This is a genomic window from Xanthomonas sp. NCPPB 3174 (assembly GCF_056725205.1).
Genome location: NZ_CM161517.1, coordinates 803,014 through 822,568, shown reverse-complemented (window position 1 = coordinate 822,568; position 19,555 = coordinate 803,014). Strand labels below are relative to the sequence as shown.

The window sequence follows — 19,555 nt, the reverse complement described above, 5'->3', positions numbered from 1 at the left end:
CACCGGCATTCGAACTTGAACCGCAGCGGGTGGCGCAAGATGAACGCGCACCACAGTTCTGCGCTGGAGACGCTCCCCGTCAGGCCATCGCCGCATCGAGCGGCGTCGCGGCCGCATGCGGTGTGGCGGCATGCGGCTCCCACACCAGGCGATGGAAATCGAAACCGTGCTGCAAGCGTGGCTTGACCACGTTGAAGTACGGCGAGACGTCGAAATCGCGCGGCAGGGTGAGGCTGTGGTGGCGCGGATGCAGGACTTCCGCGTCCTCCGCGGCGTCGGCGTCCGCCAGCGGCGCACGGTCGATCTCCGGCAGGATCGGATAGCGGATTGCGCCGAAGGCCTGCGCCAGCAGCGTCGAACAGATCGCCCGGGTCGGCTCGCCGCTGCCGAGCTCCAGGAAGCGTCGCTTCACCGACGACGGCAGCGGCGGCGTGCGGATCAGGTAGCGCGCCAGGTCGAAGATGTTCTTCAGGTCGTAGCTGTTGCCGACCCGCGTGACCATGTACTCCACCACGGTCTCGATCTCCTGCGCGCTCAACCCGACCGGGCGGCAGATGCGCGTATGCAGGCCGGCGAACTCGCTCAACCCCACCAGGCGCACGCCGACATTGATGTCGACATCGCAGAACAGCGGCGCTTCTTCGCCGGGAACCGCGGCCACGTGGTCGCCGATGTACAGCGCCGCATGCGACCAGGTGGACTGGCTCAGGTACTTGATGGCGGTGGAGAAGCGGCTGTTGCCCTCGACCAGGAGCACGTCGCCCTTGCGCAGCGTGGCGCGCAACAGCTGCGGCGGGCTGGTCGGCAACTGCGAGCCGTGGCGGCGCGGCTTGGACAGGAACTTGGCCAGGTGGCGACCCAGCAGGCGTGGCAAGGACAGCATGCGCGTTCCCCCGAGCGGCGGCCGTTCCGGCGAAACGGCTTCTCTATCCGCAATGGCGGCCATCCGCGGGATTTCTTGAATGGCGCGGCAGCGCCAGCGCCACGCTCACGGTTGCCGCAGGATCGACAGTTCCACGAACTGCGCGCTGCTGGAACGCAGGTAGACCGCATAGCGGCCACGGCCCGGCGCCTGCACCAGGAAGCGGTCTCCCGGGGCCGGCTGAAGCTTGTCGACCGTGGCCGCACCCAACGGCGCGATGCGCAGCCGCACCTTGGCGTCGTCCTGTGCTGGCGTGAGGTTGGCGACGGTCAGCGCACCGTCGAAGAGCGTGCGGCTTTCGCCCGGCAGCAGCGTCATGATCGCCGACGACGCGGCCGCCTCCGACTTGCATGCCGCGGCCTGCGCCTCGGCCAATTGCCGCTGCAGCGGCTTGACCTCCACGTACTGCACGAAGCCGTAGGTCGCGCCGATCACCACCAGCACTGCCGAGACCTCGGCGGCGGTGCGCTTGAACGAGAGTCCTTGCCACCATGTCTGCGCCGGCGGGGGCGGCGTCTGTCGGGTCGTTCGAGCCATGCATCACGGTATCGGCGCGATCGTCTCGATGTCTGCCAGCAGGGCTGACATCGCCGCGCACGGCCGCGTTCGTCTACCTGGCGCGACAGACGTGGCCGCGCCTTGGGACGACGGCTGCGCTGCACATCGCCACGACTTGGCGCCACGCCCGTGCGACCACTGCGGTCTGTGCCTTCGGCGCCTTCGCAGCCACCGGCGTGGCGCCGGGCAGCACGCATAGCCCACGCAGCATGTTGCGCCGCAACTTGACGCATCGAGCGCCCAGGCGGAATCTTGGCTTGAAATTACGAAATAATTTTCGCAATCCGAAATTCACTTGTCAAGCGACATCACCGGGCGGGTCCAGCAAGCTGGCGATTCCCCGGGTTCTCCAGGAACTGCAGATGATCAAGACGATTTCCCAGCGCGCGGCCAGCGCCGCACCCGACGACGGCGACGAGGCCGGGGACAAGAAGCTGCGCAGCACGGTGCAGTCGCTGGCCAAGGGCTTTCGCGTGCTCGAGGCGTTCTCGTCCGAGCACGAGGAACTGTCGCTGAGTCAGATCGCGGCCCTGGCCCGGCTCGATCCCGGCACCACCTTCCGCATGCTCAACACCCTGGTCGAACTGGGCTACGTGCATCGCGTGCCGGAGAGCCGCCGCTTCCGCCTGACTCTGAAGGTGCTCGACCTCGGCTTCCATGCCATCGCCCGCCGCGACCTGCGCAGCGTGGTGCGGCCGCTGCTGCGCACGCTGGTCAGCGACGTCAACGAAGCGGCCAGCTTCGCGGTGCTGCAGGGCCCGGACGTGCTCTACATCGAACGCGTGCGCGCCGGCATCACTCGCCTGGGCGTGGACATCCGCATCGGCACCACGGTGCCCAGCACCCGCACCGCGATCGGCCTGGCGATGCTGGCGCACTTGGCGCCGGCGGAGGTGACGCGGGTGACCGGGGTCGACGTGGATGGTCCGCAGACCCCGGAGATCGCCACGATGCGGCGCACCTTCGACTGCATCCGCCGCGACCGCTACGTGATCCTGGAGTCGATGCTGACCGAAGGCCTGCGCGTGCTGGCGGTGCCGGTGCTGGATGCGGACGACTATCCGCTTGGCGCGATCAGCGTCGCCGCGCCGTCGGTGCGCACCAGCCACGCCGAACTGCTCGACACCGCCCTGCAGCCCACGTTGCTGGCCGCCAAGGACATCGCCTTCGCGATCCAGGCCAGCGGGAGCGTTGCCGTGACCGCGCCCAGCACCTGATCCGCCCGGGCGCCGCCCGGCTCTCCCTGTCCGTCTCGCCTCGTGGACGCTTCGGCGCCCGCGCCAGGCGCCCCTTGTCCTGCGAAAGGCAGCCACGATGCTCATGTCCACCCCTGCCCCTGCCACCACCGCCACGACCACCGCCCACGCGCCGTCCATCGCCGAGGCGCAGGCGGAGATCGGCGCACGCCTCGAACGCCTGCCGATCACCCGCAAGGTGTGGTGGGCGCGCAACATCGTCGGCGCCGCGACGTTCTTCGACGGCTACACGGTGATCGCCATCGCCTACGCGATGCCGGTGCTGACCAAGGAATGGCAGCTGTCACCGGCACAGATCGGCACGATCCTGTCGGCCGGCTACCTGGGCCAACTGCTGGGCTCGGTGTTCTTCGGCTGGCTGGCCGAGCGCGTCGGCCGCCTGCACGTGCTGCTGTTCACCATCCTGCTGTTCGTGTCGATGGACGTGGCCTGCCTGTTCGCCGGCAGCGCCGCGGCGATGATCGCGTTCCGCTTCGTCCAGGGCATCGGCACCGGCGGCGAGGTGCCGGTGGCCAGCGCCTACATCAACGAACTGATCGGTTCGAAGAAGCGCGGCCGCTTCTTCCTGCTGTACGAGGTGATGTTCCTGCTGGGCCTGGTTGCCGCCGGCGGCATCGGCTACTTCCTGGTGCCGGCCTATGGCTGGAAGGCGATGTTCATGGTCGGGCTGATCCCGGCGGCGATCATGATTCCGCTGCGTTTCTTCATGTTCGAATCGCCGCGCTGGCTGGCCTCCAAGGGCCGCTACGCCAAGGCCGATGCGATCGTGGCCGACCTCGAGCGCAGCGCCGAGCGCCAGCATGGCCCGTTGCCGGCGCCAGCGTTCGACCGCACTGCGCTGCCCAAGGCGCAGCGCTCGGACTGGCGCGAGCTGTTCGGCAGCGTCTATCGCAAGCGCACGCTGGTGATCTGGAGCCTGTGGTTCTGCTCCTACCTGGTGGCCAACGGCATCATCACCTGGCTGCCGACGCTGTACCGCACGCACTTCGGGCTGTCGCTGCAGCAGAGCATCGCCTATGGCTTCTTCACCTCGCTGGCCGGCGTCGCCGCCGCGGTGGCCTGCGCGCTGTCGATCGACAAGGTCGGACGCAAGCGCTGGTATGGGCTGGCGTTCGTGGCCGGCGGGGTGCCGCTGCTGGCGCTGGCGGCGCTCGGCGGCACCTCGGCGCCGCAGGTGCTGGTGTTCGCGGCGCTGGGCTATGCCGCGGTGCAGACCATCACCTTCTCGCTGTACCTGTATTCGGCCGAGCTCTACCCCACCCGCATCCGCGCCATCGGCACCGGACTGGGCAGCGCCTGGCTGCGCCTGGGTTCGGCCTGCGGGCCGCTGCTGGTCGGCGTGGTGATCGCCGGACTCGGCATCCGCTACGTGTTCGCCGCCTTCGCCGCCGTGCTGCTGGCCGGCGCCGTCGTGACCTGGCGCTTCGCCCTGGAAACCAAGGGCAAATCGCTGGAACAGCTGTCGCCCTGAGCGCATCGCCGGCACTGCCGCCGGCGCATCGCGCAACACCTCCGCACCACCCCCGTCGGACCCCGCGTTCGATTCCATCCCCCGTTGATCCGAAGAAGAGGAAATGAGCATGAGCACTCTCGACCTGAAAGGCCTGGTCCCCGCCCCGGTCACCCCGTTCACCCGCGACGGCGCCGTCGACTACCCCGCGATCAAGCGCATCGGCGCCTGGCTCGGCGGCATCGACGGGGTCAAGGGCCTGACCGTGCTCGGCCACGCCGGCGAGGGCACCTTCCTGGAGCGCGACGAACAGGCCAAGGTGATCACCGCGTTCCGCGACGCCGTCGACGGCCGCATCCCGATCATCGCCGGCATCACCCTGGAAGGCACCCGCGTCGCCGCCGACGAAGCCAAGCGCGCGGTCGCCGCCGGCGCCTCCGCCGGCCTGATCTATCCGTCGCACGGCTGGCTGCGCTTCGGTTACCAGAAAGGCGCGCCGCAGGACCGCTACAAGGCCATCCACGAGGCCAGCGGATTGCCGATGATCCTGTTCCAGTACCCGGACGCGACCAAGGCCACCTACGACCTGGAGACGTTGCTGGAAATCGCCGCGCTGCCGGGCGTGGTCGCGATGAAGAACGGCGTGCGCAACATGAAGCGCTGGGACACCGAGATTCCGGTGTTCCGCAAGGAGCGCCCGCACGTGCCGGTGCTGACCTGCCACGACGAGTATCTGCTGCACACCATGTTCGACGTGGATGGCGCATTGGTGGGCTACGGCTGCATCGCCCCGGAGCCGCTGCTGGAGATGATCGCCGCCGGCAAGGCCAAGGACTACGCCAAGGCGCGCGCACTGCACGACCGCCTGCTGCCGGTGACCAAGAGCGTCTATCACCGCGGCTCGCACATGGAAGGCTCGGTGGCGCTGAAGTGGGCGCTGGTCGCGCGCGGCCTGCTCGACCACGCCACGGTGCGTTCGCCGCTGCTGCCGCTGGCCGAAGGCGCCGACAAGGAGATCGCCGCGGCGATGGCCGCCGCCGGCCTCGGCAAGGTGGGCTGACCCGCACGGGTTGCCTCCAGCTCGATGGGCCGCGCAGTTGCGCGGCCCATCCGCTGCGGCGATGGCGTGCGCCTCGGCGCCGCGCAACGCGTTCAAGTCTGCCCTCGCGTTTCTTTGCCGGTCCCCCCACAGGTCTGCACACAGGCGTGCCCGTCGCCGACGGACGCGACGCCATGCTGCGGCTCCACGACCGGAAGGTGTCTTCCCTTCGCGCACTGCCGCGTCGCCGCGTACCCACCGCGCACGTCCGGCGAGTGCTTCGTCTCGTCCGTGGAGCGTCCCATGTCCCGTTCTCTTTCCTGCGTCTCGTTGCTGGCGGCCGCTGCCGCCCTGCCGGCCACCGCCATTGCCGCCGACACCGCGCAATGGCTGGACGACCACGGCATCGCCCCGCGCCTGGTCTGGTCCAACGACTACGCGCGCAACGTCGACGGCGGCCTGTCGCGCGGCGACCGCAATGCCGGCGGTGTGGTTGCCGGCGCGGACCTGGATCTGCAGCGCCTGTTCGGCATTCCCGGCGCCACGCTACACGCCACCGGCGCCTGGTACTACGGCGACAGCCTGTCGCAGCGGCAGATCGGCAACGGCGTCAAGGTGCAGGGCTACTGGTATCCGCAGCAGCAGGCGCAACTGGCGCAACTGACCTGGGAACAGACCTTCGCCGACGGGCGCTGGCAACTGGTCGCCGGACGCATGAACACCACCTGGCAGTTCGCGCGCAGCCGCTACGGCTGCCGCTTCGTCAGTGCATCGGATTGCCCGTTCCAATTGAGCCAGGCCGATGGCGGCTTCGTCGGCTTTCCCTACGTGAACTGGGGCGCGAAGCTGCGCTACAAGCCCGACGCCACCTATGTCTCGGTGGGCGCGTTCGAACTGAACCCGCAGCGCAAGAACAACCACGGCCTGGACTGGAGCACCGCCGACAGCACCGGCGTGCTGGGCACGCTCGAGGTCGGCTACGAGCCCGACCCCGCACTGGGCAAGGGCGCACCGCGCTACCTCGCCGGCCTCTGGTACAACTCGGCCGACTACAGCGACCTGCGCTACAACCAGGCCGGCGGCTTGCGCGGGCTGGTCGGCGGCCCCGCGCGCCTGTACGACGGCGGGCGCTGGGGCGCCTACGCGCTCGGCGAACGCGCGCTGTACCGGCCGCAGGGCATGGCGAGCAAGCGCATGCTGGTCGCCTTCGGCAACATCGCCGCCCCGTTCGACAAGCACCAGGTCTACGACCTGCAGGTCACCGCCGGCCTGTACTACAGCGGTCCGTTCGCGGCGCGGCCCGGCGACGGCATGGGCGCGATCGCGCACTACTACCGCTTCAGTGCAGACCAGCAGGGCTACATGAACGACGTGCTGCGCAAGCGCGGCGCCGCCCCGGACATCGCGCGCAACGAACTCATGTTCGAACTCAACTACAGCTACCGCATCGCGCAGACACCGCTGTTCCTGGTGCCGAACGTGCAGTACATCGTCCATCCCGACATCCTGGGCAATCCCGCGGCGCGCCGCGCGCCCGACGATGCGCTGGTGATCGGCTTGCGGGTGATGCTCAACATGGGTGGGCTGGGCACGCCGAAGTGAAGCCGCGTGTGGCACGGGCCGGGACCGGCATCGCGGCAGCCGAGGCAGGCGCGCACGCACGCCTGCGCCGCTGCGGGTAACCTCACCTTCCCCCTTGCATCGTCTGGATCGCGCCTCAATGGCCAACCCCTACTACCGCGGCCCCGTCAGCGACCATTTCGACGGCGTACGCTTCTTCAACCCCGGCCAGCCCACCATCGACAACGCGCTGAGCAAGGTCCTGCGCTGGAAGGCCGCCATGGGCGCGGTGCGCTGGCCCGCAAAGGTCGCGGTGACACCCGCCGTGCCTGCGCCGCGGCACGACGGCCTGCGCATCACCATGGTCGGCCACGCCACGCTGTTGATCCAGGCCGGCGGCCTCAACCTGCTGACCGACCCGGTGTGGTCGCGGCGGGCCAGCCCTTCGCAGATCGCCGGGCCCAAGCGGGTGACGGCACCGGGCATCCGTTTCGCGGACCTGCCGCCCATCGATGCGGTGCTGCTGAGCCACAACCACTACGACCACTTCGACCTGGCGACCCTGCGCATGCTGCACGATGCGCACCACCCCTTGTTCGTGATGCCGCTGGGCAACGACGTCCTGCTGCGCAAGCGCGTGCCCGATGCGCGCATCGCCACCGGCGACTGGCACGACCGGCTGCCCATCGGCGGGGGCGCCACGGCGACGCTGACCCGCGCCAACCATTGGTCCAGCCGCGGCATCGCCGACCGCAGAATGGCGCTGTGGTCCGGCTTCTTCATCGAGACCGCGCGGGGATCGGTGTGGTTCGCGGGGGATACCGGCTACGGCGATGGCGCCATCTTCCGCGAGATCCGCGACCGGCACGGCGCGCCCGACGTGGCCTTGATCCCGATCGGCGCCTACGCGCCGCGCTGGTTCATGGCGCCGCAGCACATCGACCCGACCGAAGCGGTGCGGATCTTCCAGGACACCGGCGCACGGCGCGCACTCGGCATCCACTGGGGCACCTTCCAGCTCACCGACGAAGGCCGTGAGGCGCCGCGCGAAGCGCTGGCCGCTGCACTGCACTTGGCAGGCATCGCCGCAGTGGATTTCGTCGCGGCCGAGCCCGGGCAGGCGTTCGACTTCGCCGATTTGGCGCCATAACCTTTGCGCGCGCTCGATCAACCTGCACACGGCGTACAGCGGCGGACATCGTCCACCCGACATCCTCGGCAATGACATCGCGGGCCGGGCGCCCAACGACGCGCCGGTCATCTGCTTGCGGGTCATGCGCAACATGAGCGCTGCGCCCGCGCCGACGTACAGCGTGCTGGCTACGATGGACGAGGTCTCTCGAGCGCCGGTTGTCTGATTGTCTGGGAGCCACCCTGTAGGAGCGGCTTCAGCCGCGACGGGCATGATCGGGAACGCCCGTCGCGGCTGAAGCCGCTCCTACGAGAGATGCTTTCCGTGGGCCAGACGAAGCGGCGAACCGTCGCGGTCCGCGCAATTCGCCCTCGCGACGCCGAGAGCGCGCAGACGTAGCCAGCTACACTCGCGCTCCCCCGCCCAACAGGACTCCGTCATGCGCGACCTCAGCCCCCTGCCTTCCATCGCCCAGGGCCGCTACCGTCACTTCAAGGGCGGAGAATACGAGGTACTGGGCGTAGTCCGCAGCAGCGAGACGCTGGAACCGCTGGTGCTGTACCGGCCGCTGTACGGCGAAGGCGAGTTGTGGGTGCGGCCATATCCGATGTTCGTCGAGCAGGTGGAGGTCGACGGCGTGCGCCGTCTGCGCTTCGCACCGATCGACACGGACGCCTGACCGGGATGCAGGCAATGGTCGCCGCCACTCCCGCCGAGACGCGCTAGCGCTTGGATGCGCTGTCCACGTCGCTCTTGGTGGCGGCGTGATCCTGCGCCGGGCGGTTGCGGTTCTTCTTGGCGCGAGTCACCAGATACAGCATCGCGGCGATGAGCAGGACGAACAGTCCGGCGACCCAGGGCATCAGCGTGGTGTCCATTCGACACTCCAATTCGGTTGCACAGCGGTCACCAGACCACAGACGCAGTGAAGGACTTGGGTAGTGCGTACGCGACGTCCAAACCACGCGCGTCGCGTGCGCACGACAACCGGATGCGCCAGTCGATCCTGACCGGTCTGATCGGCCCATTGCTACAGCATCCAGTTGCACCCCATCGCACTCACACGCCACGGCGTCTGCGCCGTAGTGACTGGACGCCTCTTGGCGGCGTTGGCGGCGAATAGGCAAAGCCACCCGCACCGCACGCCTTGAAGGTGCAACGGGGTGCAGGCGGCGAGCTTCCAGAGCGCCTGGCCATCCAGCACAAACCGAACCAAACGCATTGACATACGCCGTGTACGCAAATAACGTACGTCGCGTATGTGAATGAGGCCACCCATGCACCAGCGCCGCAGCCGCCGCGAGATGATCGAGACCACCCGCGCCAGCCTGCTGGCCGCGGCCCGGCAGGCGTTCGCCACACACGGCTTCGCACACACCTCGATGGACGTGTTGACCGCCGAGGCCGGTTTCACCCGCGGCGCGCTGTATCACCACTTCGGCAGCAAGGACGGCCTGCTCATCGCGGTCATCGAGCAGATCGAGGCCGAAGTCGGCCTTCGCCTGCAGGCGGTGTCCGATGCCGCGCCGACACCGTGGGACGGCTTCCGCCGCCGCTGCCGCACCTACCTGGAACTGGCGCTGGAACCGGAGATTCGCCGGATCATCCTGCAGGACGCGCGCGCCGTGTTCGGCGACGTGCCGCCTGCGGCGCAGTCGGTAGGTATCGCCGCGCTGCAGGACGCGCTGGACGCGTTGATCGCCGCCGGCACGGTGGTGCCACTGCATGCCGGGGTGATGGCACGCATGCTCTATGGCGCCATCACCGAGGCGGCGTTCTGGATCGCCGAGCCGGACGCCGACCTGCATGCACGGCTGGCCGATGCGCTCCACGCACTGGACCGGCTGCTCGACAGCCTGCGCACCCGCTGAGCGCGCAACGCCCTACCTCGCCCCGTACTGGATCAAACGCATGCACTGGCGCAACACTGCACAGCGCTTCGGCGCCCTCGCCAAGCTGTTCCACTGGACCACCGCGGCCGCCTTCATCGGCGCGTATGCGGTGGTGTATTACGTCATCTGGTTCATGGACGACACCTCCGACACCTCGCTGCCGGTGCTCAACATCCACTGGGTGCTGGGCCTGCTGGTGGGATTCCTGGTGCTGCCGCGGCTGCTGTGGCGCTGGCTGGACGTGCAACCGGACGATCCGCCGGGCTCCGCGCTGGAGCACCGCCTCGCGCACCTGGCGCATTGGGGCCTGTATGCGCTGCTGATCGTGATGCCGTTGACCGGCTACATCGGCACCGGCGCACCGACCGATGTCGGCCTGTTCCGCATTCCCGGCTTCAACGAAACGGCGCTGTTCGCCTGGATCAGCCGCACCTGGCACCTCAGCTGGGAGGCGTTCGAAGCGCCGATCGACGTGATCCACCACTTCATCGGCAAATGGATCGCGTGGGTGGTGGTGCTGCTGCACGTGGCCGCCGCGCTGTTCCATCACTGGGTACGGCGCGACGATGTACTGACCCGCATGTTGCCGGGGCGCGCGTCGCGCGTATCCGGCGACGCACCCTCAGCCTGAGGCCACGCGCCTAGCGCGGCGCGGCCTCCGCCGACGCCAGCGGCCAGCGCACCTCGAACCGCGTCCCGCTGCCGGCAGGCAAGCACAGCGCGTCGCCGCCATGCGCCACGGCGATGGCCTTGACCACCGCCAGGCCCAGGCCGCTGCCGCCGCTCTTGCGCGAGCGCGAGGGATCGCCGCGGCGGAACGCATCGAACACCCGCGCGGCGATTTCCGGCGCGATGCCGGGGCCGCTGTCTTCCACGAACAGCACGCACTGGCCCGCGTCGGCCTGCACGCCCACCCGCAGCGGGCCCGGCTCGGCGTAGTGCTGCGCGTTCTCCAGCAAGGCCATCAGTGCCTGGCGGATGCGCACCGCATCGCACAGCACAGGCGTGCGCAGCGCCAGCGCGGGTTCCAGCAGCAGCCCGCGCGCGGCCAGGCTGGCGTCGAACGCATGCAGTACCGCGGCCACTTCCTGGACCAGGTCGGTCGGCGCCGGCTGCAACTCCAGGTGACCGCTGTCGGTCAGGCTCAACACGCGCAGGTCCTCGATCAGCCGGTTCAGGCCTTCCACCTGCCGCAGCAGGCTCTCGAAGGCCGCCACGTCCGGCGCGAACACGCCTTCGGCCAGGCCCTGCAGGCGCCCGCGCAGGATCGTCACCGGTGTACGCAACTCGTGGGCGACGGCGGCATTCCAGAACGCGCGTTCGCGGGTCATCGCCTGCAGGCGATCGGCCATGGCGTTGAAGTCGCGCACCAGCTGCGCGGTCTCGCCCAGCGCATGCGCGTCCATGCTCGCGCGCGCGCTCAAATTGCCCTGGGCCACTTCGCGCAGGCTGTGCGCTACCGAATTCAACGGGGTCAGGATGCGCCGCGACAGCCGCACCGCCACCGCCACCGCGATCGCCACCGCCAATGCCGCGGTGGCGCCGATCCACAGCATCTCCACGCGCGAGGGCACCCAGGTGTCGGAGATGCTGTCCGGCTTGTACGCCGCCGCCAGCGCATAGAACACGTAGGAGCCGACCACCGACAGCAGGATGATCCACAGCGCCAGCGCGCCCAGCGACAGGATCACCTGGCGGCGCAGGCCGGGGGCGCGACTCACACGCCGGTTCCGAACCGGTAGCCGACGCCGCGCACGCTGGCCGGCGTGCCCTGCACGCCCAGCGCCTCCAGCTTCTTGCGCAGCTTGCTGATGTGGCTGTCGATGGTGCGCTCCTGGGTGTCGCCTTCCGGCAGGCAGGCGTCGAGCAGTTCGGCGCGGCTGAACACCCGCTTGGGCGCGCGCATCAGCCGCACCAGCAACTTGAACTCGGTGAGCGTGAGGTCCAGTGCGTGCCGCTGCTCGCCCACGCGCACGCTGGCTGCGTGCTGGTCGAGATCGACATGGAAGGCGCCCACGCGCAGGCTGCGCGCCTCCTCGGTGCCGTTGCCGCGGATGCGCCGCAGCACCGCCTGCACCCGCGCCACCACCTCGGCCGGATTGAACGGCTTGACCACGTAGTCGTCGGCGCCCAGGCGCAGGCCCATCAGCTTGTCGATGTCCTGGTCCAGCGCGGTGAGCATGATCACCGGCGTCTCGCCACGGTGGCGCAGTTCGGCCAGCACCTTCCAGCCGTCCGCCGCCGGCAGTTGCACGTCAAGCAGGATCAGGTCCGGGTCCAGCACCAGGTGCAGGTCCAGCGCGGCGCGGCCGTCGGCGGCGTGGGCGCTGCGCAACCCGCTGCGTGCCAGGTAGGCGCTGAGGATCTCGGCGATCTCGCTCTCGTCTTCGGCGATCAGGACCAGCGGCGCGGACGCGGGCACGGCGGCGCCCGGAGAGGAAACGGACATGGTGGCAGCGAAGGCGCGTCGGCCCGAACGGGCGGATCTCCATCATATCTCCACATCGCATCGAACGCCGCGCAACCCGCGGCCGCGACCATGCGCGGCTTTGGCGTCCGCCGCATCCGCGGCGGCAGCGACGAGGCACGACGTATGGGCATGCAGCAACAGGGACGGACTCTGGGCATCGGTGGGGCGCTGGCGTTGGTCCTGGCCGGCTGCGGTGGCGGCACGCAACCGCCGCCGGCGGCCGCGCCGGCGCAGGTCACCGCGGTGACCCTGCAGCCGGGGTCGATGACGGTGAGCGTGGATCTGCCCGGACGCGTGGCCGCGGTGCGCAGCGCGCAGATCCGCCCACAGGTCGGCGGCATCGTGCAGCGCCGCTTCTTCGAGCAGGGCGCCGACGTGCGCCGTGGCGATGCACTGTTCCAGATCAATCCGGCGCCGTTCAAGGCCGAGATGGACACGGCGGCGGCCGCGCTGCACCGCGCCCAGGCCGCGCAGGTGCTGGCCGACGTGCAGCACGCCCGGCTGCAGCGGCTGCTGGAATCCAGCATGGTCAGCCGGCAGATGTACGACGATGCCGCCTCGCAGCGCGCGCAGGCCGCCGCGGCGGTGGCCGAGGCGCAGGCGACGCTGGCGCGGCGGCGCCTGGACCTGGCCTTCGCCACCGTCGATGCGCCGATCGCCGGCCGCATCGACCAGGCGCTGCTCACCGAGGGCGCGCTGGTCTCGCCCAGCGACAGCGCACCAATGGCGGTGATCCAGCAGATCGACCAGGTCTACGTCGACGTGCGCCAGTCCGCCGCCGACCAGGACCCGCTGGACCCGGCCGCGCGCGTAAAGGCCGCCGCCGGCGACGGCCTGTCGGCGCAGATCCTCGACCGCAACGGCACGCCCTCGGGGCTGAGCGGGCGCGTGCTGTTTTCCGGCATCAACGTCGATGCCGCCACCGGCGATGTGCTGCTGCGCATCCTCGTCGACAACCCGCAGCGGCGCCTGCTGCCGGGCATGTACGTGCGCGCAAGAGTGCCGCGCGCCCACTACGCGCAGGCGCTGCGCGTGCCGCAGCAGGCGGTCACCCATGTCGGCAGGCGCGCGCAGGTGTGGGTGCTGGACGCCGACGCGCGCGTGCGCAGCGCAACGGTGCAACTGGGCGAGCTGGTGCAGGGACACTACCGCGTCGTCGCCGGCCTGCAGGCCGGGCAGCGGGTGGTGGTCGAAGGCATCGATCGGCTCAGCGCCGGCGCGCGGGTGACCGCACGCGCGTGGCAACCGCCAGCGGTCGCGACCGCGGGCACGGATTGAGCCGGGGGCGCCGCCATGCCGCAGTTCTTCATCGAACGCCCGGTCTTCGCCTGGGTCATCGCGCTGTTCATCGTCCTGTTCGGCACCCTGGCCATCGGCCAGTTGCCGGTGGCACGCTATCCGTCGGTGGCGCCACCCTCGGTGTCGCTGATGGCCGTCTACCCCGGCGCCACGCCGCAGACGCTCAACGACTCGGTGGTGAGCCTGATCGAGCGCGAACTGTCCGGGGTCAAGAACCTGCTGTACTTCGAGTCCTCGGTGGACAGCGCCGGCAGCGCGCAGATCACCGCCACCTTCAAGCCCGGCACCGACCCGGAGCTGGCGCAGGTGGACGTGCAGAACCGCCTCAAGGCAGTGGAGCCGCGGCTGCCGCAGGCGGTGCGACAGAACGGCCTGCAGGTGGAATCGGCCGCCTCCGGCTTCCTGATGCTGGTCGGCCTGACCTCGCCGGACGGCCGCTACGACGAAGTGGCGCTCAACGATTACCTGGCCCGCAACATCGTGCAGGAACTGCGGCGCATCGACGGCGTCGGCCGCGTGCAGCTGTTCGGCGCCGAGCAGGCCATGCGCGTGTGGGTGGACCCGGACAAGCTCATCGCCTACGGCCTGACCATGACCGAGCTGGCGCAGGCGATCGAGCAGCAGAACGCGCAGATCGCGCCCGGCCGCCTCGGCGACGAGCCGGCCGTGCGCGGGCAACGCCTGACCGTGCCGCTGACCGTGGCCGGGCAATTGACCACGCCCGCGCAGTTCGCAGCCATCGTGCTGCGCGCCGACAGCGGCGGCGCACGGGTGACCCTGGGCGACGTGGCGCGGGTGGAACTGGGCGCGCAGTCCTACGGCTTCTCCAACCGCGAGAACGGCGCCGCCGCCACCAGCGCGGCGATCCAGCTCTCGCCCGGCGCCAACGCGCTGCGCACCGCGCAGGCGGTGCAGGCGCGGCTGGCGGAACTGGCCGCGAGCATGCCGGCCGGCATGGCCTACTCGATCCCGTTCGACACCGCACCATTCGTCAAGCTGTCGATCCAGCAGGTGCTCAAGACCCTGCTCGAAGCGATGGTGCTGGTGTTCCTGGTGATGTACCTGTTCCTGCAGAACGTGCGCTACACGCTGATCCCAGCGATCGTCGCGCCGATCGCGCTGCTGGGCACCTTCGCGGTGATGCTGCTGGCCGGCTTCTCGATCAACGTGCTGACCATGTTCGGCATGGTGCTGGCGATCGGCATCATCGTCGACGACGCCATCGTGGTGGTGGAAAACGTCGAGCGGATCATGGCCAGCGAAGGCCTACCGCCGCGGCAGGCCACCACCAAGGCGATGCGCGAGATCAGCGGCGCGGTGGTAGGCATCACCCTGGTGCTGACCGCGGTGTTCATCCCCATGGCCTTCGCCAGCGGTTCGGTGGGCGTGATCTACCAGCAGTTCACCCTGGCGATGGCGGTGTCGATCCTGTTTTCGGCGTTCCTGGCACTGACCCTGACGCCTGCGCTGTGCGCCACCCTGCTGCGCTCGGTCGCGCCCGGCCATCACGCCAGGCGCGGCTTCTTCGGCGCGTTCAACCGTAGCTTCGAGCGCCTTGCAGGTGGCTACGCCGCGCGCGTGACCTGGCTGCTGCGCCGCGGCGGGCGGGTGATGGCGGTGTTCGCGGCGCTGTGCGTGGCGCTGGTTCTGGCGATGCGCGTGCTGCCCTCGGCGTTCCTGCCCGAAGAGGACCAGGGCTACTTCATGACCTCGATCCAGTTGCCCACCGGCGCCACCAGCGAGCGCACCCTGGATGTGGTCAAGGCGTTCGAGCGCCATGTCGCCACGCGTCCGGCGCTGGCCTCCAACCTGGTGATCCTGGGTTTCAGCTTCTCCGGCTCCGGCACGAACGCCGCCATGGCCTTCACCATGCTCAAGGACTGGAACCAGCGCGACGGCGCCAGCGCGCGCGACGAAGCCGAGCGCGCGCAGCAGGCGATGGCGAGCTTGCCCGAAGGCACGGTGATGAGCCTGCTGCCGCCGGCCATCGACGAGCTCGGCACCTCCTCCGGCTTCACCGTGTACCTGCAGGACCGCGGCAACCGCGGCGAGGCGGCGCTGATGGCCGCGCAGGCGCAACTGCTGGAACTTGCGGCGCGCAGCGACGTGGTCAGCGACGTCTATGCCGACGGCCTGCCGCCGGGCAAGAGCATCCACCTGGAGATCGACCGCCAGCAGGCCGAGGCCATGGGCCTGTCGTTCGCCGCGGTCAGCAACACGCTGTCGGCGGCGATGGGCTCGCTGTACGTCAACGATTTCCCCAATGCCGGGCGCATGCAGCAGGTGATCCTGCAGGCCGACGCCGCGTCGCGCATGCAACTGGACGACGTGCTGGGCCTGCGCGTGCGCAGCGACGGCGGCGGCATGGTGCCGCTGCGCGAAGTGGTGCGCGCCAGCTGGACCGACGCCCCGCAGCAGTTGATGCGCTTCCAGGGCTTCCCGGCCGTGCGCATCGCCGGCGGCGCCGCACCCGGCGTATCCAGCGGCGCGGCCATGGCCGAAATGGAACGGCTGGCCGCGCAACTGCCGCCGGGTTTCGCCTTGGCCTGGACCGGGCAATCGCTGCAGGAGCGGCAGTCGGCTGCGCAGGCGCCGCTGCTGATGCTGCTGTCGGCACTGGTGGTATTCCTGGTTCTGGCGGCGCTGTACGAGAGCTGGTCGATCCCGCTGTCGGTGCTGCTGGTAGTGCCGCTTGGCCTGCTTGGCGCGGTGGCCGCGGTGATGCTGCGCGGCCTGCCCAACGACGTGTTCTTCAAGGTCGGGCTGATCACCATCATCGGCCTGTCGGCGAAGAACGCCATCCTCATCGTCGAGTTCGCCCGGCAACTGCACCGCGACGGCCAGGGCCTGGTGGAGGCCGCGACCAATGCCGCGCGCCTGCGCCTGCGCCCGATCCTGATGACCTCGCTGGCCTTCGCCCTGGGCGTGGTGCCGCTGATGCTGGCCAGCGGCGCCAGCGCCGAAACCCAGCACGCCATCGGCACCGGCGTGTTCGGCGGCATGGTCAGCGGCACCGTGCTGGCGATCTTCTTCGTGCCTGCATTCTTCGTCTGCGTGGTGGGGCTGCAGGAGCGGGTGGTGCGCTGGCGTGCGCGGCGCGGTGGCGATGCACCGGCTGAGAATTAGACCGGCGCTGTCGCTCTAATAGTAGGAGCGGCTTAAGCCGCGATGCGCGAAGCGGTGTGCTTTCCGATGGCGCAATGCGTCGGGACTGAAGTCCCTCCCACAATGCGCCCGACCAACTCGCCGCAAGCCCCTGTGGGAGCGGCTTCAGCCGCGACGCGACCAGGCATGACGAGAAGGTCGTCTCCCATCGTTGCGCCGCATCGTTCGCATCCACACCACAGCGTCGATCGCCGTCCTCACCCCACCCGGCACAACGGCACTTCCCCGGGCCGCAAGGTCAGCACCTGCACGCCGCTGGCGGTCACCGCCACGGTGTGCTCGAACTGCGCCGAGAGCTTGCCGTCGCGCGTGTGCACCGGCCATTGCTCCGGCTGCGAGCGGATCGCCGCGCGCCCCTGGTTGAGCATCGGCTCGATGGTGAACACCATGCCCTCGCGCAACTCCAGGCCGGTGCCGGCATGCCCGTAGTGCAGGATCTGCGGTTCCTCGTGCATGGCGCGGCCGATGCCGTGGCCGCAATACTCCTTGACCACGGTGTAGCCGTGCGCACGCGCATGCCGCGCAATGGCGTGGCCGATGTCGCCCAGCCGCGCGCCAGGACGCACCGCGGCGATGCCTTTCCACATCGCCTGGTACGCGGCCTGCACCAGGCGCCGCGCCGGATAGGCCACCTCGCCCACCAGGTAAGTGGTACTGGAGTCGGCGATATAGCCGTGCTTCTCCAGGGTGATGTCCAGATTGACGATCTGCCCGTTGCGCAGCACCGCGTCGGCCGACGGCACACCGTGACAGACCACGTCGTCGATGGAAGCATTGAGCACGAACGGGAACCCGTACTGGCCCTTGCTCGCCGGCCGCGCACCCAGCTCGTCCACGATCATCCGCTCTACGAGGTCGTTGAGCTCCAGCGTGCTGCGGCCCAGCAGCGACATCCCGTCCAGCCGCGCGAACACCTGCGCCAACAGGCGCCCGGACTCGGCCAGCCGCGCCAGCTCGTCCGGCTGCTTGATCACGTCCGCCCCGGTGTCACCGCCTGCGGCCGCACCCCCGCCGCACGCAACTCGCGCGCCACGATGTCCTGGAACGACAGCTCCGGGTTCATCTCGCACAGCATGCCGACCTTGATCCAGAAATTGGCCTGCGCATTGATCGACCGGCTGGTCACCGTGCAGGCGCGGCGCAGCTGGTCGTGCAGGTCGTCGTCGATGTTGACGATGCCCATGGTGGCTTCCGACGTGGCGAATGTATATGGATCGTATATGATTCATATACGTCCAGCAAGCTACCCATTTGCTGTTCCGCGCAGGACATCATCAGAGCAGCCGCCTCCGCAGGAGCGGCTTCAGCCGCGACGAGGCATCACCGGTCACCCGTCGCGGCTGAAGCCGTTCCTACGGCCGAGGATCGTTGCCGTCGATGGGAGGGTCTTGCGTCGGCGATCACATGCAACCCGCACCGCCCGCCCAGGTTCGCCAATCTCAAGACATGAGACGCCGCCGCCGCATGCTCGCGCGCTTCCCGCTGCTGCCATGGCCGCCTTTTCGCTGCAGGACGCTGCTTGCGCACACGCGCTGACGCGTCATCACCGCGGCCGCGTCGGCCTGTCCTGGGCCAGGCCATGCATGTCGCCGCACCGCACACGCAGCGCGACCTGCCCATGGCGGGCGACCGATCAGCACTGCCGCGGGAATTCCTTCATCGACGGATCGCACCATGTTCAAGGCACGAATCGGCGACCTGTTCGCCAGCCACGCCCAGGTCTACGCGAATGCGGTCAATTGCGCCGGCATCATGGGCAAGGGCATCGCGCAGGAATTCAAGCGGCGCTATCCGGCCATGTTCGAGGACTATGCCGTGCGCTGCCGGGAAGGCCGCGTGCGCATCGGCGAGCCCTATCTGTACGACGGCGCCAGCGGCATCCGCATTCTCAACTTCCCGACCAAGCGCCATTGGCGCTCACCGTCGCGGCTGGAGGACATCGCGAAAGGGCTGGACTACCTCGCCGCGCATCTGCGCGAATGGGACGTGCGCAGCCTCGCCCTGCCGCCGCTGGGCTGCGGCAATGGCGGCCTGGCCTGGAGCGAGGTGGGTCCGCTGATCTACCGCAGACTCGCGCACCTGCCGGTCGACATCGAGGTCTATGCGCCGTACGGCACGCCGCTGGCGCAGCTTGAGTCCGCCTTCCTGTCGCAGCCTGCGCATGGGTCGGCCGAGGGCACCGGCACGCGGGTCGCGCCCCAGCCCGGCTGGATCGCGATAATGGAAGTGCTGCGGCGGCTGCAGGCCCGATCGGAGGCACGGCCGATCGGGCGTACGCTGTTCCAGACGCTCTGCTGGGCCATGACCGAACTCGGCGTGCCGACCGGGCTGGCGTTCGGCAATGCCGGCCGCGGGCCGCGCCAGGGCGATGTCCGGTCCATCCTGGCCGACCTGGCCAACCGCAACTGGCTGCAGGAACAGCCGCAGGGGCGGACGATGGCACTGCACGCGTCGCCCCAGTACATCCGGGAGCACGCCCGGTTCGCAGCGGCGTACGCGCCCTACGATGCAGAGATCGGCAAGGCGGTGGAGTTGTTCGCGCGGATCAGGAACACCGACCACGCCGAGGACATCATGACGGTGTTCCAGGCTGCTCGCCGCCTCCAGGCGGCGCATCCTGGGCAGTTGCGCGAGGCCGAGCAGCTTCTTGCCCATCTGAATGACGCACACGCGATCGAGCCATTGGAAAACGCGCAACAGCCGGCGGCAGCGGCGATCGACATGCTGCTGGCGCTGGACTGGATCCGCTTGGGCTGAGCGCCGCGCTGCCAAGCGCATCGCCATGCCTGGTTCAACGCGGCTCGGAGCAAGG

Annotated in this window: 18 protein-coding genes; 11 read left to right on the top strand and 7 right to left on the bottom strand. The window is 69.4% G+C overall.

The features are described 5' to 3' along the window. Positions 1 to 79: 79 nt before the first annotated feature. Together AC1PK7_RS03620 and AC1PK7_RS03615 are read right to left on the bottom strand one after the other, a co-directional pair. Positions 80 to 883, bottom strand: a complete 804-nt coding sequence (locus AC1PK7_RS03620) for a YiiX/YebB-like N1pC/P60 family cysteine hydrolase (protein ID WP_481099912.1) — start codon at positions 881 to 883, stop codon at positions 80 to 82. 105 nt (positions 884 to 988) lie between these two features. Further along, on the bottom strand, positions 989 to 1,459 hold the full coding sequence (locus AC1PK7_RS03615) for a hypothetical protein (protein WP_481099911.1): 471 nt from the start codon (positions 1,457 to 1,459) through the stop codon (positions 989 to 991). Positions 1,460 to 1,842: 383 nt separating this feature from the next. Here AC1PK7_RS03615 and AC1PK7_RS03610 point away from each other — a divergent pair, with 383 nt between their 5' ends. From AC1PK7_RS03610 to AC1PK7_RS03585, 6 genes are all read left to right on the top strand, one after another. After that, a complete protein-coding gene (locus tag AC1PK7_RS03610; RefSeq protein WP_481099910.1) occupies positions 1,843 to 2,697 on the top strand; it encodes an IclR family transcriptional regulator in 855 nt (284 codons plus the stop codon). 103 nt (positions 2,698 to 2,800) lie between these two features. Continuing rightward, a complete protein-coding gene (locus AC1PK7_RS03605) occupies positions 2,801 to 4,207 on the top strand; it encodes an MFS transporter (protein ID WP_481099909.1) in 1,407 nt (468 codons plus the stop codon). Positions 4,208 to 4,316: 109 nt separating this feature from the next. Beyond that, positions 4,317 to 5,246 carry a dihydrodipicolinate synthase family protein gene (locus tag AC1PK7_RS03600; protein WP_010340742.1) on the top strand — a complete coding sequence of 310 codons (930 nt, stop codon included), beginning with the start codon at positions 4,317 to 4,319 and terminating at the stop codon, positions 5,244 to 5,246. A gap of 282 nt (positions 5,247 to 5,528) precedes the next feature. Continuing rightward, entirely contained in the window at positions 5,529 to 6,827 is a 1,299-nt protein-coding gene (locus AC1PK7_RS03595; RefSeq protein WP_481099908.1) for a carbohydrate porin, read from the top strand. A 118-nt stretch (positions 6,828 to 6,945) separates the two neighbouring features. Beyond that, positions 6,946 to 7,935, top strand: a complete 990-nt coding sequence (locus tag AC1PK7_RS03590; protein ID WP_481099907.1) for an MBL fold metallo-hydrolase — start codon at positions 6,946 to 6,948, stop codon at positions 7,933 to 7,935. A gap of 421 nt (positions 7,936 to 8,356) precedes the next feature. Next, positions 8,357 to 8,596, top strand: coding sequence for a DUF1653 domain-containing protein (locus AC1PK7_RS03585; RefSeq protein WP_420008932.1), 240 nt, complete (start codon positions 8,357 to 8,359; stop codon positions 8,594 to 8,596). Positions 8,597 to 8,639: 43 nt separating this feature from the next. Here AC1PK7_RS03585 and AC1PK7_RS03580 read toward each other — a convergent pair whose 3' ends face one another. Beyond that, a complete protein-coding gene (locus tag AC1PK7_RS03580) occupies positions 8,640 to 8,795 on the bottom strand; it encodes a hypothetical protein (RefSeq protein ID WP_019796750.1) in 156 nt (51 codons plus the stop codon). A gap of 399 nt (positions 8,796 to 9,194) precedes the next feature. On the opposite strand from AC1PK7_RS03580, the gene AC1PK7_RS03575 reads away from it, so the two are divergent. Both AC1PK7_RS03575 and AC1PK7_RS03570 read left to right on the top strand, forming a co-directional pair. Then, the gene (locus AC1PK7_RS03575; protein ID WP_481099906.1) at positions 9,195 to 9,788 is read left to right on the top strand and encodes a TetR/AcrR family transcriptional regulator; all 594 of its coding nucleotides are present in this window, start codon (positions 9,195 to 9,197) and stop codon (positions 9,786 to 9,788) included. A 40-nt stretch (positions 9,789 to 9,828) separates the two neighbouring features. Next, positions 9,829 to 10,440, top strand: coding sequence for a cytochrome b (locus AC1PK7_RS03570; RefSeq protein ID WP_481099905.1), 612 nt, complete (start codon positions 9,829 to 9,831; stop codon positions 10,438 to 10,440). 10 nt (positions 10,441 to 10,450) lie between these two features. Here the strand turns inward: AC1PK7_RS03570 and AC1PK7_RS03565 are convergent, their stop codons facing one another. Both AC1PK7_RS03565 and AC1PK7_RS03560 read right to left on the bottom strand, forming a co-directional pair. Then, positions 10,451 to 11,530 (bottom strand): ATP-binding protein, encoded by a 1,080-nt coding sequence (locus AC1PK7_RS03565; protein WP_481099904.1) that lies wholly within the window; start codon positions 11,528 to 11,530, stop codon positions 10,451 to 10,453. After that, positions 11,527 to 12,258 (bottom strand): response regulator, encoded by a 732-nt coding sequence (locus AC1PK7_RS03560; protein ID WP_481099903.1) that lies wholly within the window; start codon positions 12,256 to 12,258, stop codon positions 11,527 to 11,529. Before AC1PK7_RS03560 ends, AC1PK7_RS03565 begins: the two co-directional genes overlap by 4 nt. Positions 12,259 to 12,348: 90 nt before the next feature. Between AC1PK7_RS03560 and AC1PK7_RS03555 the strand changes: the two genes are divergently transcribed. Both AC1PK7_RS03555 and AC1PK7_RS03550 read left to right on the top strand, forming a co-directional pair. Then, positions 12,349 to 13,557: an efflux RND transporter periplasmic adaptor subunit gene (locus AC1PK7_RS03555; RefSeq protein WP_481099902.1), complete on the top strand. Its 1,209-nt coding sequence runs from the start codon at positions 12,349 to 12,351 to the stop codon at positions 13,555 to 13,557. 15 nt (positions 13,558 to 13,572) lie between these two features. Then, complete coding sequence (locus AC1PK7_RS03550) at positions 13,573 to 16,704, top strand: multidrug efflux RND transporter permease subunit (RefSeq protein WP_481099901.1); 3,132 nt, start codon at positions 13,573 to 13,575, stop codon at positions 16,702 to 16,704. Between the two features lie 236 nt (positions 16,705 to 16,940). Here AC1PK7_RS03550 and map read toward each other — a convergent pair whose 3' ends face one another. Together map and AC1PK7_RS03540 are read right to left on the bottom strand one after the other, a co-directional pair. After that, positions 16,941 to 17,717: a type I methionyl aminopeptidase gene (gene map, locus AC1PK7_RS03545; protein WP_010340732.1), complete on the bottom strand. Its 777-nt coding sequence runs from the start codon at positions 17,715 to 17,717 to the stop codon at positions 16,941 to 16,943. After that, on the bottom strand, positions 17,714 to 17,926 hold the full coding sequence (locus tag AC1PK7_RS03540) for a ParD-like family protein (protein ID WP_010340731.1): 213 nt from the start codon (positions 17,924 to 17,926) through the stop codon (positions 17,714 to 17,716). The genes map and AC1PK7_RS03540 overlap by 4 nt, the downstream gene beginning before the upstream one ends. Before the next feature lie 491 nt (positions 17,927 to 18,417). Here AC1PK7_RS03540 and AC1PK7_RS03535 point away from each other — a divergent pair, with 491 nt between their 5' ends. After that, positions 18,418 to 19,500 (top strand): macro domain-containing protein, encoded by a 1,083-nt coding sequence (locus tag AC1PK7_RS03535; protein ID WP_481099900.1) that lies wholly within the window; start codon positions 18,418 to 18,420, stop codon positions 19,498 to 19,500. Positions 19,501 to 19,555 lie beyond the last annotated feature (55 nt).

Coding starts and splice junctions, on each gene's coding strand:
- AC1PK7_RS03570 (WP_481099905.1), top strand. CDS start 9,829: ATGCACTGGCGCAACACTGCACAGCGCTTCGGCGCCCTCGCCAAGCTG.
- AC1PK7_RS03580 (WP_019796750.1), bottom strand. CDS start 8,795: ATGGACACCACGCTGATGCCCTGGGTCGCCGGACTGTTCGTCCTGCTC.
- AC1PK7_RS03555 (WP_481099902.1), top strand. CDS start 12,349: ATGCGCGGCTTTGGCGTCCGCCGCATCCGCGGCGGCAGCGACGAGGCA.
- AC1PK7_RS03575 (WP_481099906.1), top strand. CDS start 9,195: ATGCACCAGCGCCGCAGCCGCCGCGAGATGATCGAGACCACCCGCGCC.
- AC1PK7_RS03600 (WP_010340742.1), top strand. CDS start 4,317: ATGAGCACTCTCGACCTGAAAGGCCTGGTCCCCGCCCCGGTCACCCCG.
- AC1PK7_RS03605 (WP_481099909.1), top strand. CDS start 2,801: ATGTCCACCCCTGCCCCTGCCACCACCGCCACGACCACCGCCCACGCG.
- AC1PK7_RS03585 (WP_420008932.1), top strand. CDS start 8,357: ATGCGCGACCTCAGCCCCCTGCCTTCCATCGCCCAGGGCCGCTACCGT.
- AC1PK7_RS03610 (WP_481099910.1), top strand. CDS start 1,843: ATGATCAAGACGATTTCCCAGCGCGCGGCCAGCGCCGCACCCGACGAC.
- AC1PK7_RS03590 (WP_481099907.1), top strand. CDS start 6,946: ATGGCCAACCCCTACTACCGCGGCCCCGTCAGCGACCATTTCGACGGC.
- AC1PK7_RS03615 (WP_481099911.1), bottom strand. CDS start 1,459: ATGGCTCGAACGACCCGACAGACGCCGCCCCCGCCGGCGCAGACATGG.
- AC1PK7_RS03550 (WP_481099901.1), top strand. CDS start 13,573: ATGCCGCAGTTCTTCATCGAACGCCCGGTCTTCGCCTGGGTCATCGCG.
- AC1PK7_RS03620 (WP_481099912.1), bottom strand. CDS start 883: ATGCTGTCCTTGCCACGCCTGCTGGGTCGCCACCTGGCCAAGTTCCTG.
- AC1PK7_RS03535 (WP_481099900.1), top strand. CDS start 18,418: ATGTTCAAGGCACGAATCGGCGACCTGTTCGCCAGCCACGCCCAGGTC.
- AC1PK7_RS03560 (WP_481099903.1), bottom strand. CDS start 12,258: ATGTCCGTTTCCTCTCCGGGCGCCGCCGTGCCCGCGTCCGCGCCGCTG.
- AC1PK7_RS03595 (WP_481099908.1), top strand. CDS start 5,529: ATGTCCCGTTCTCTTTCCTGCGTCTCGTTGCTGGCGGCCGCTGCCGCC.
- AC1PK7_RS03540 (WP_010340731.1), bottom strand. CDS start 17,926: ATGGGCATCGTCAACATCGACGACGACCTGCACGACCAGCTGCGCCGC.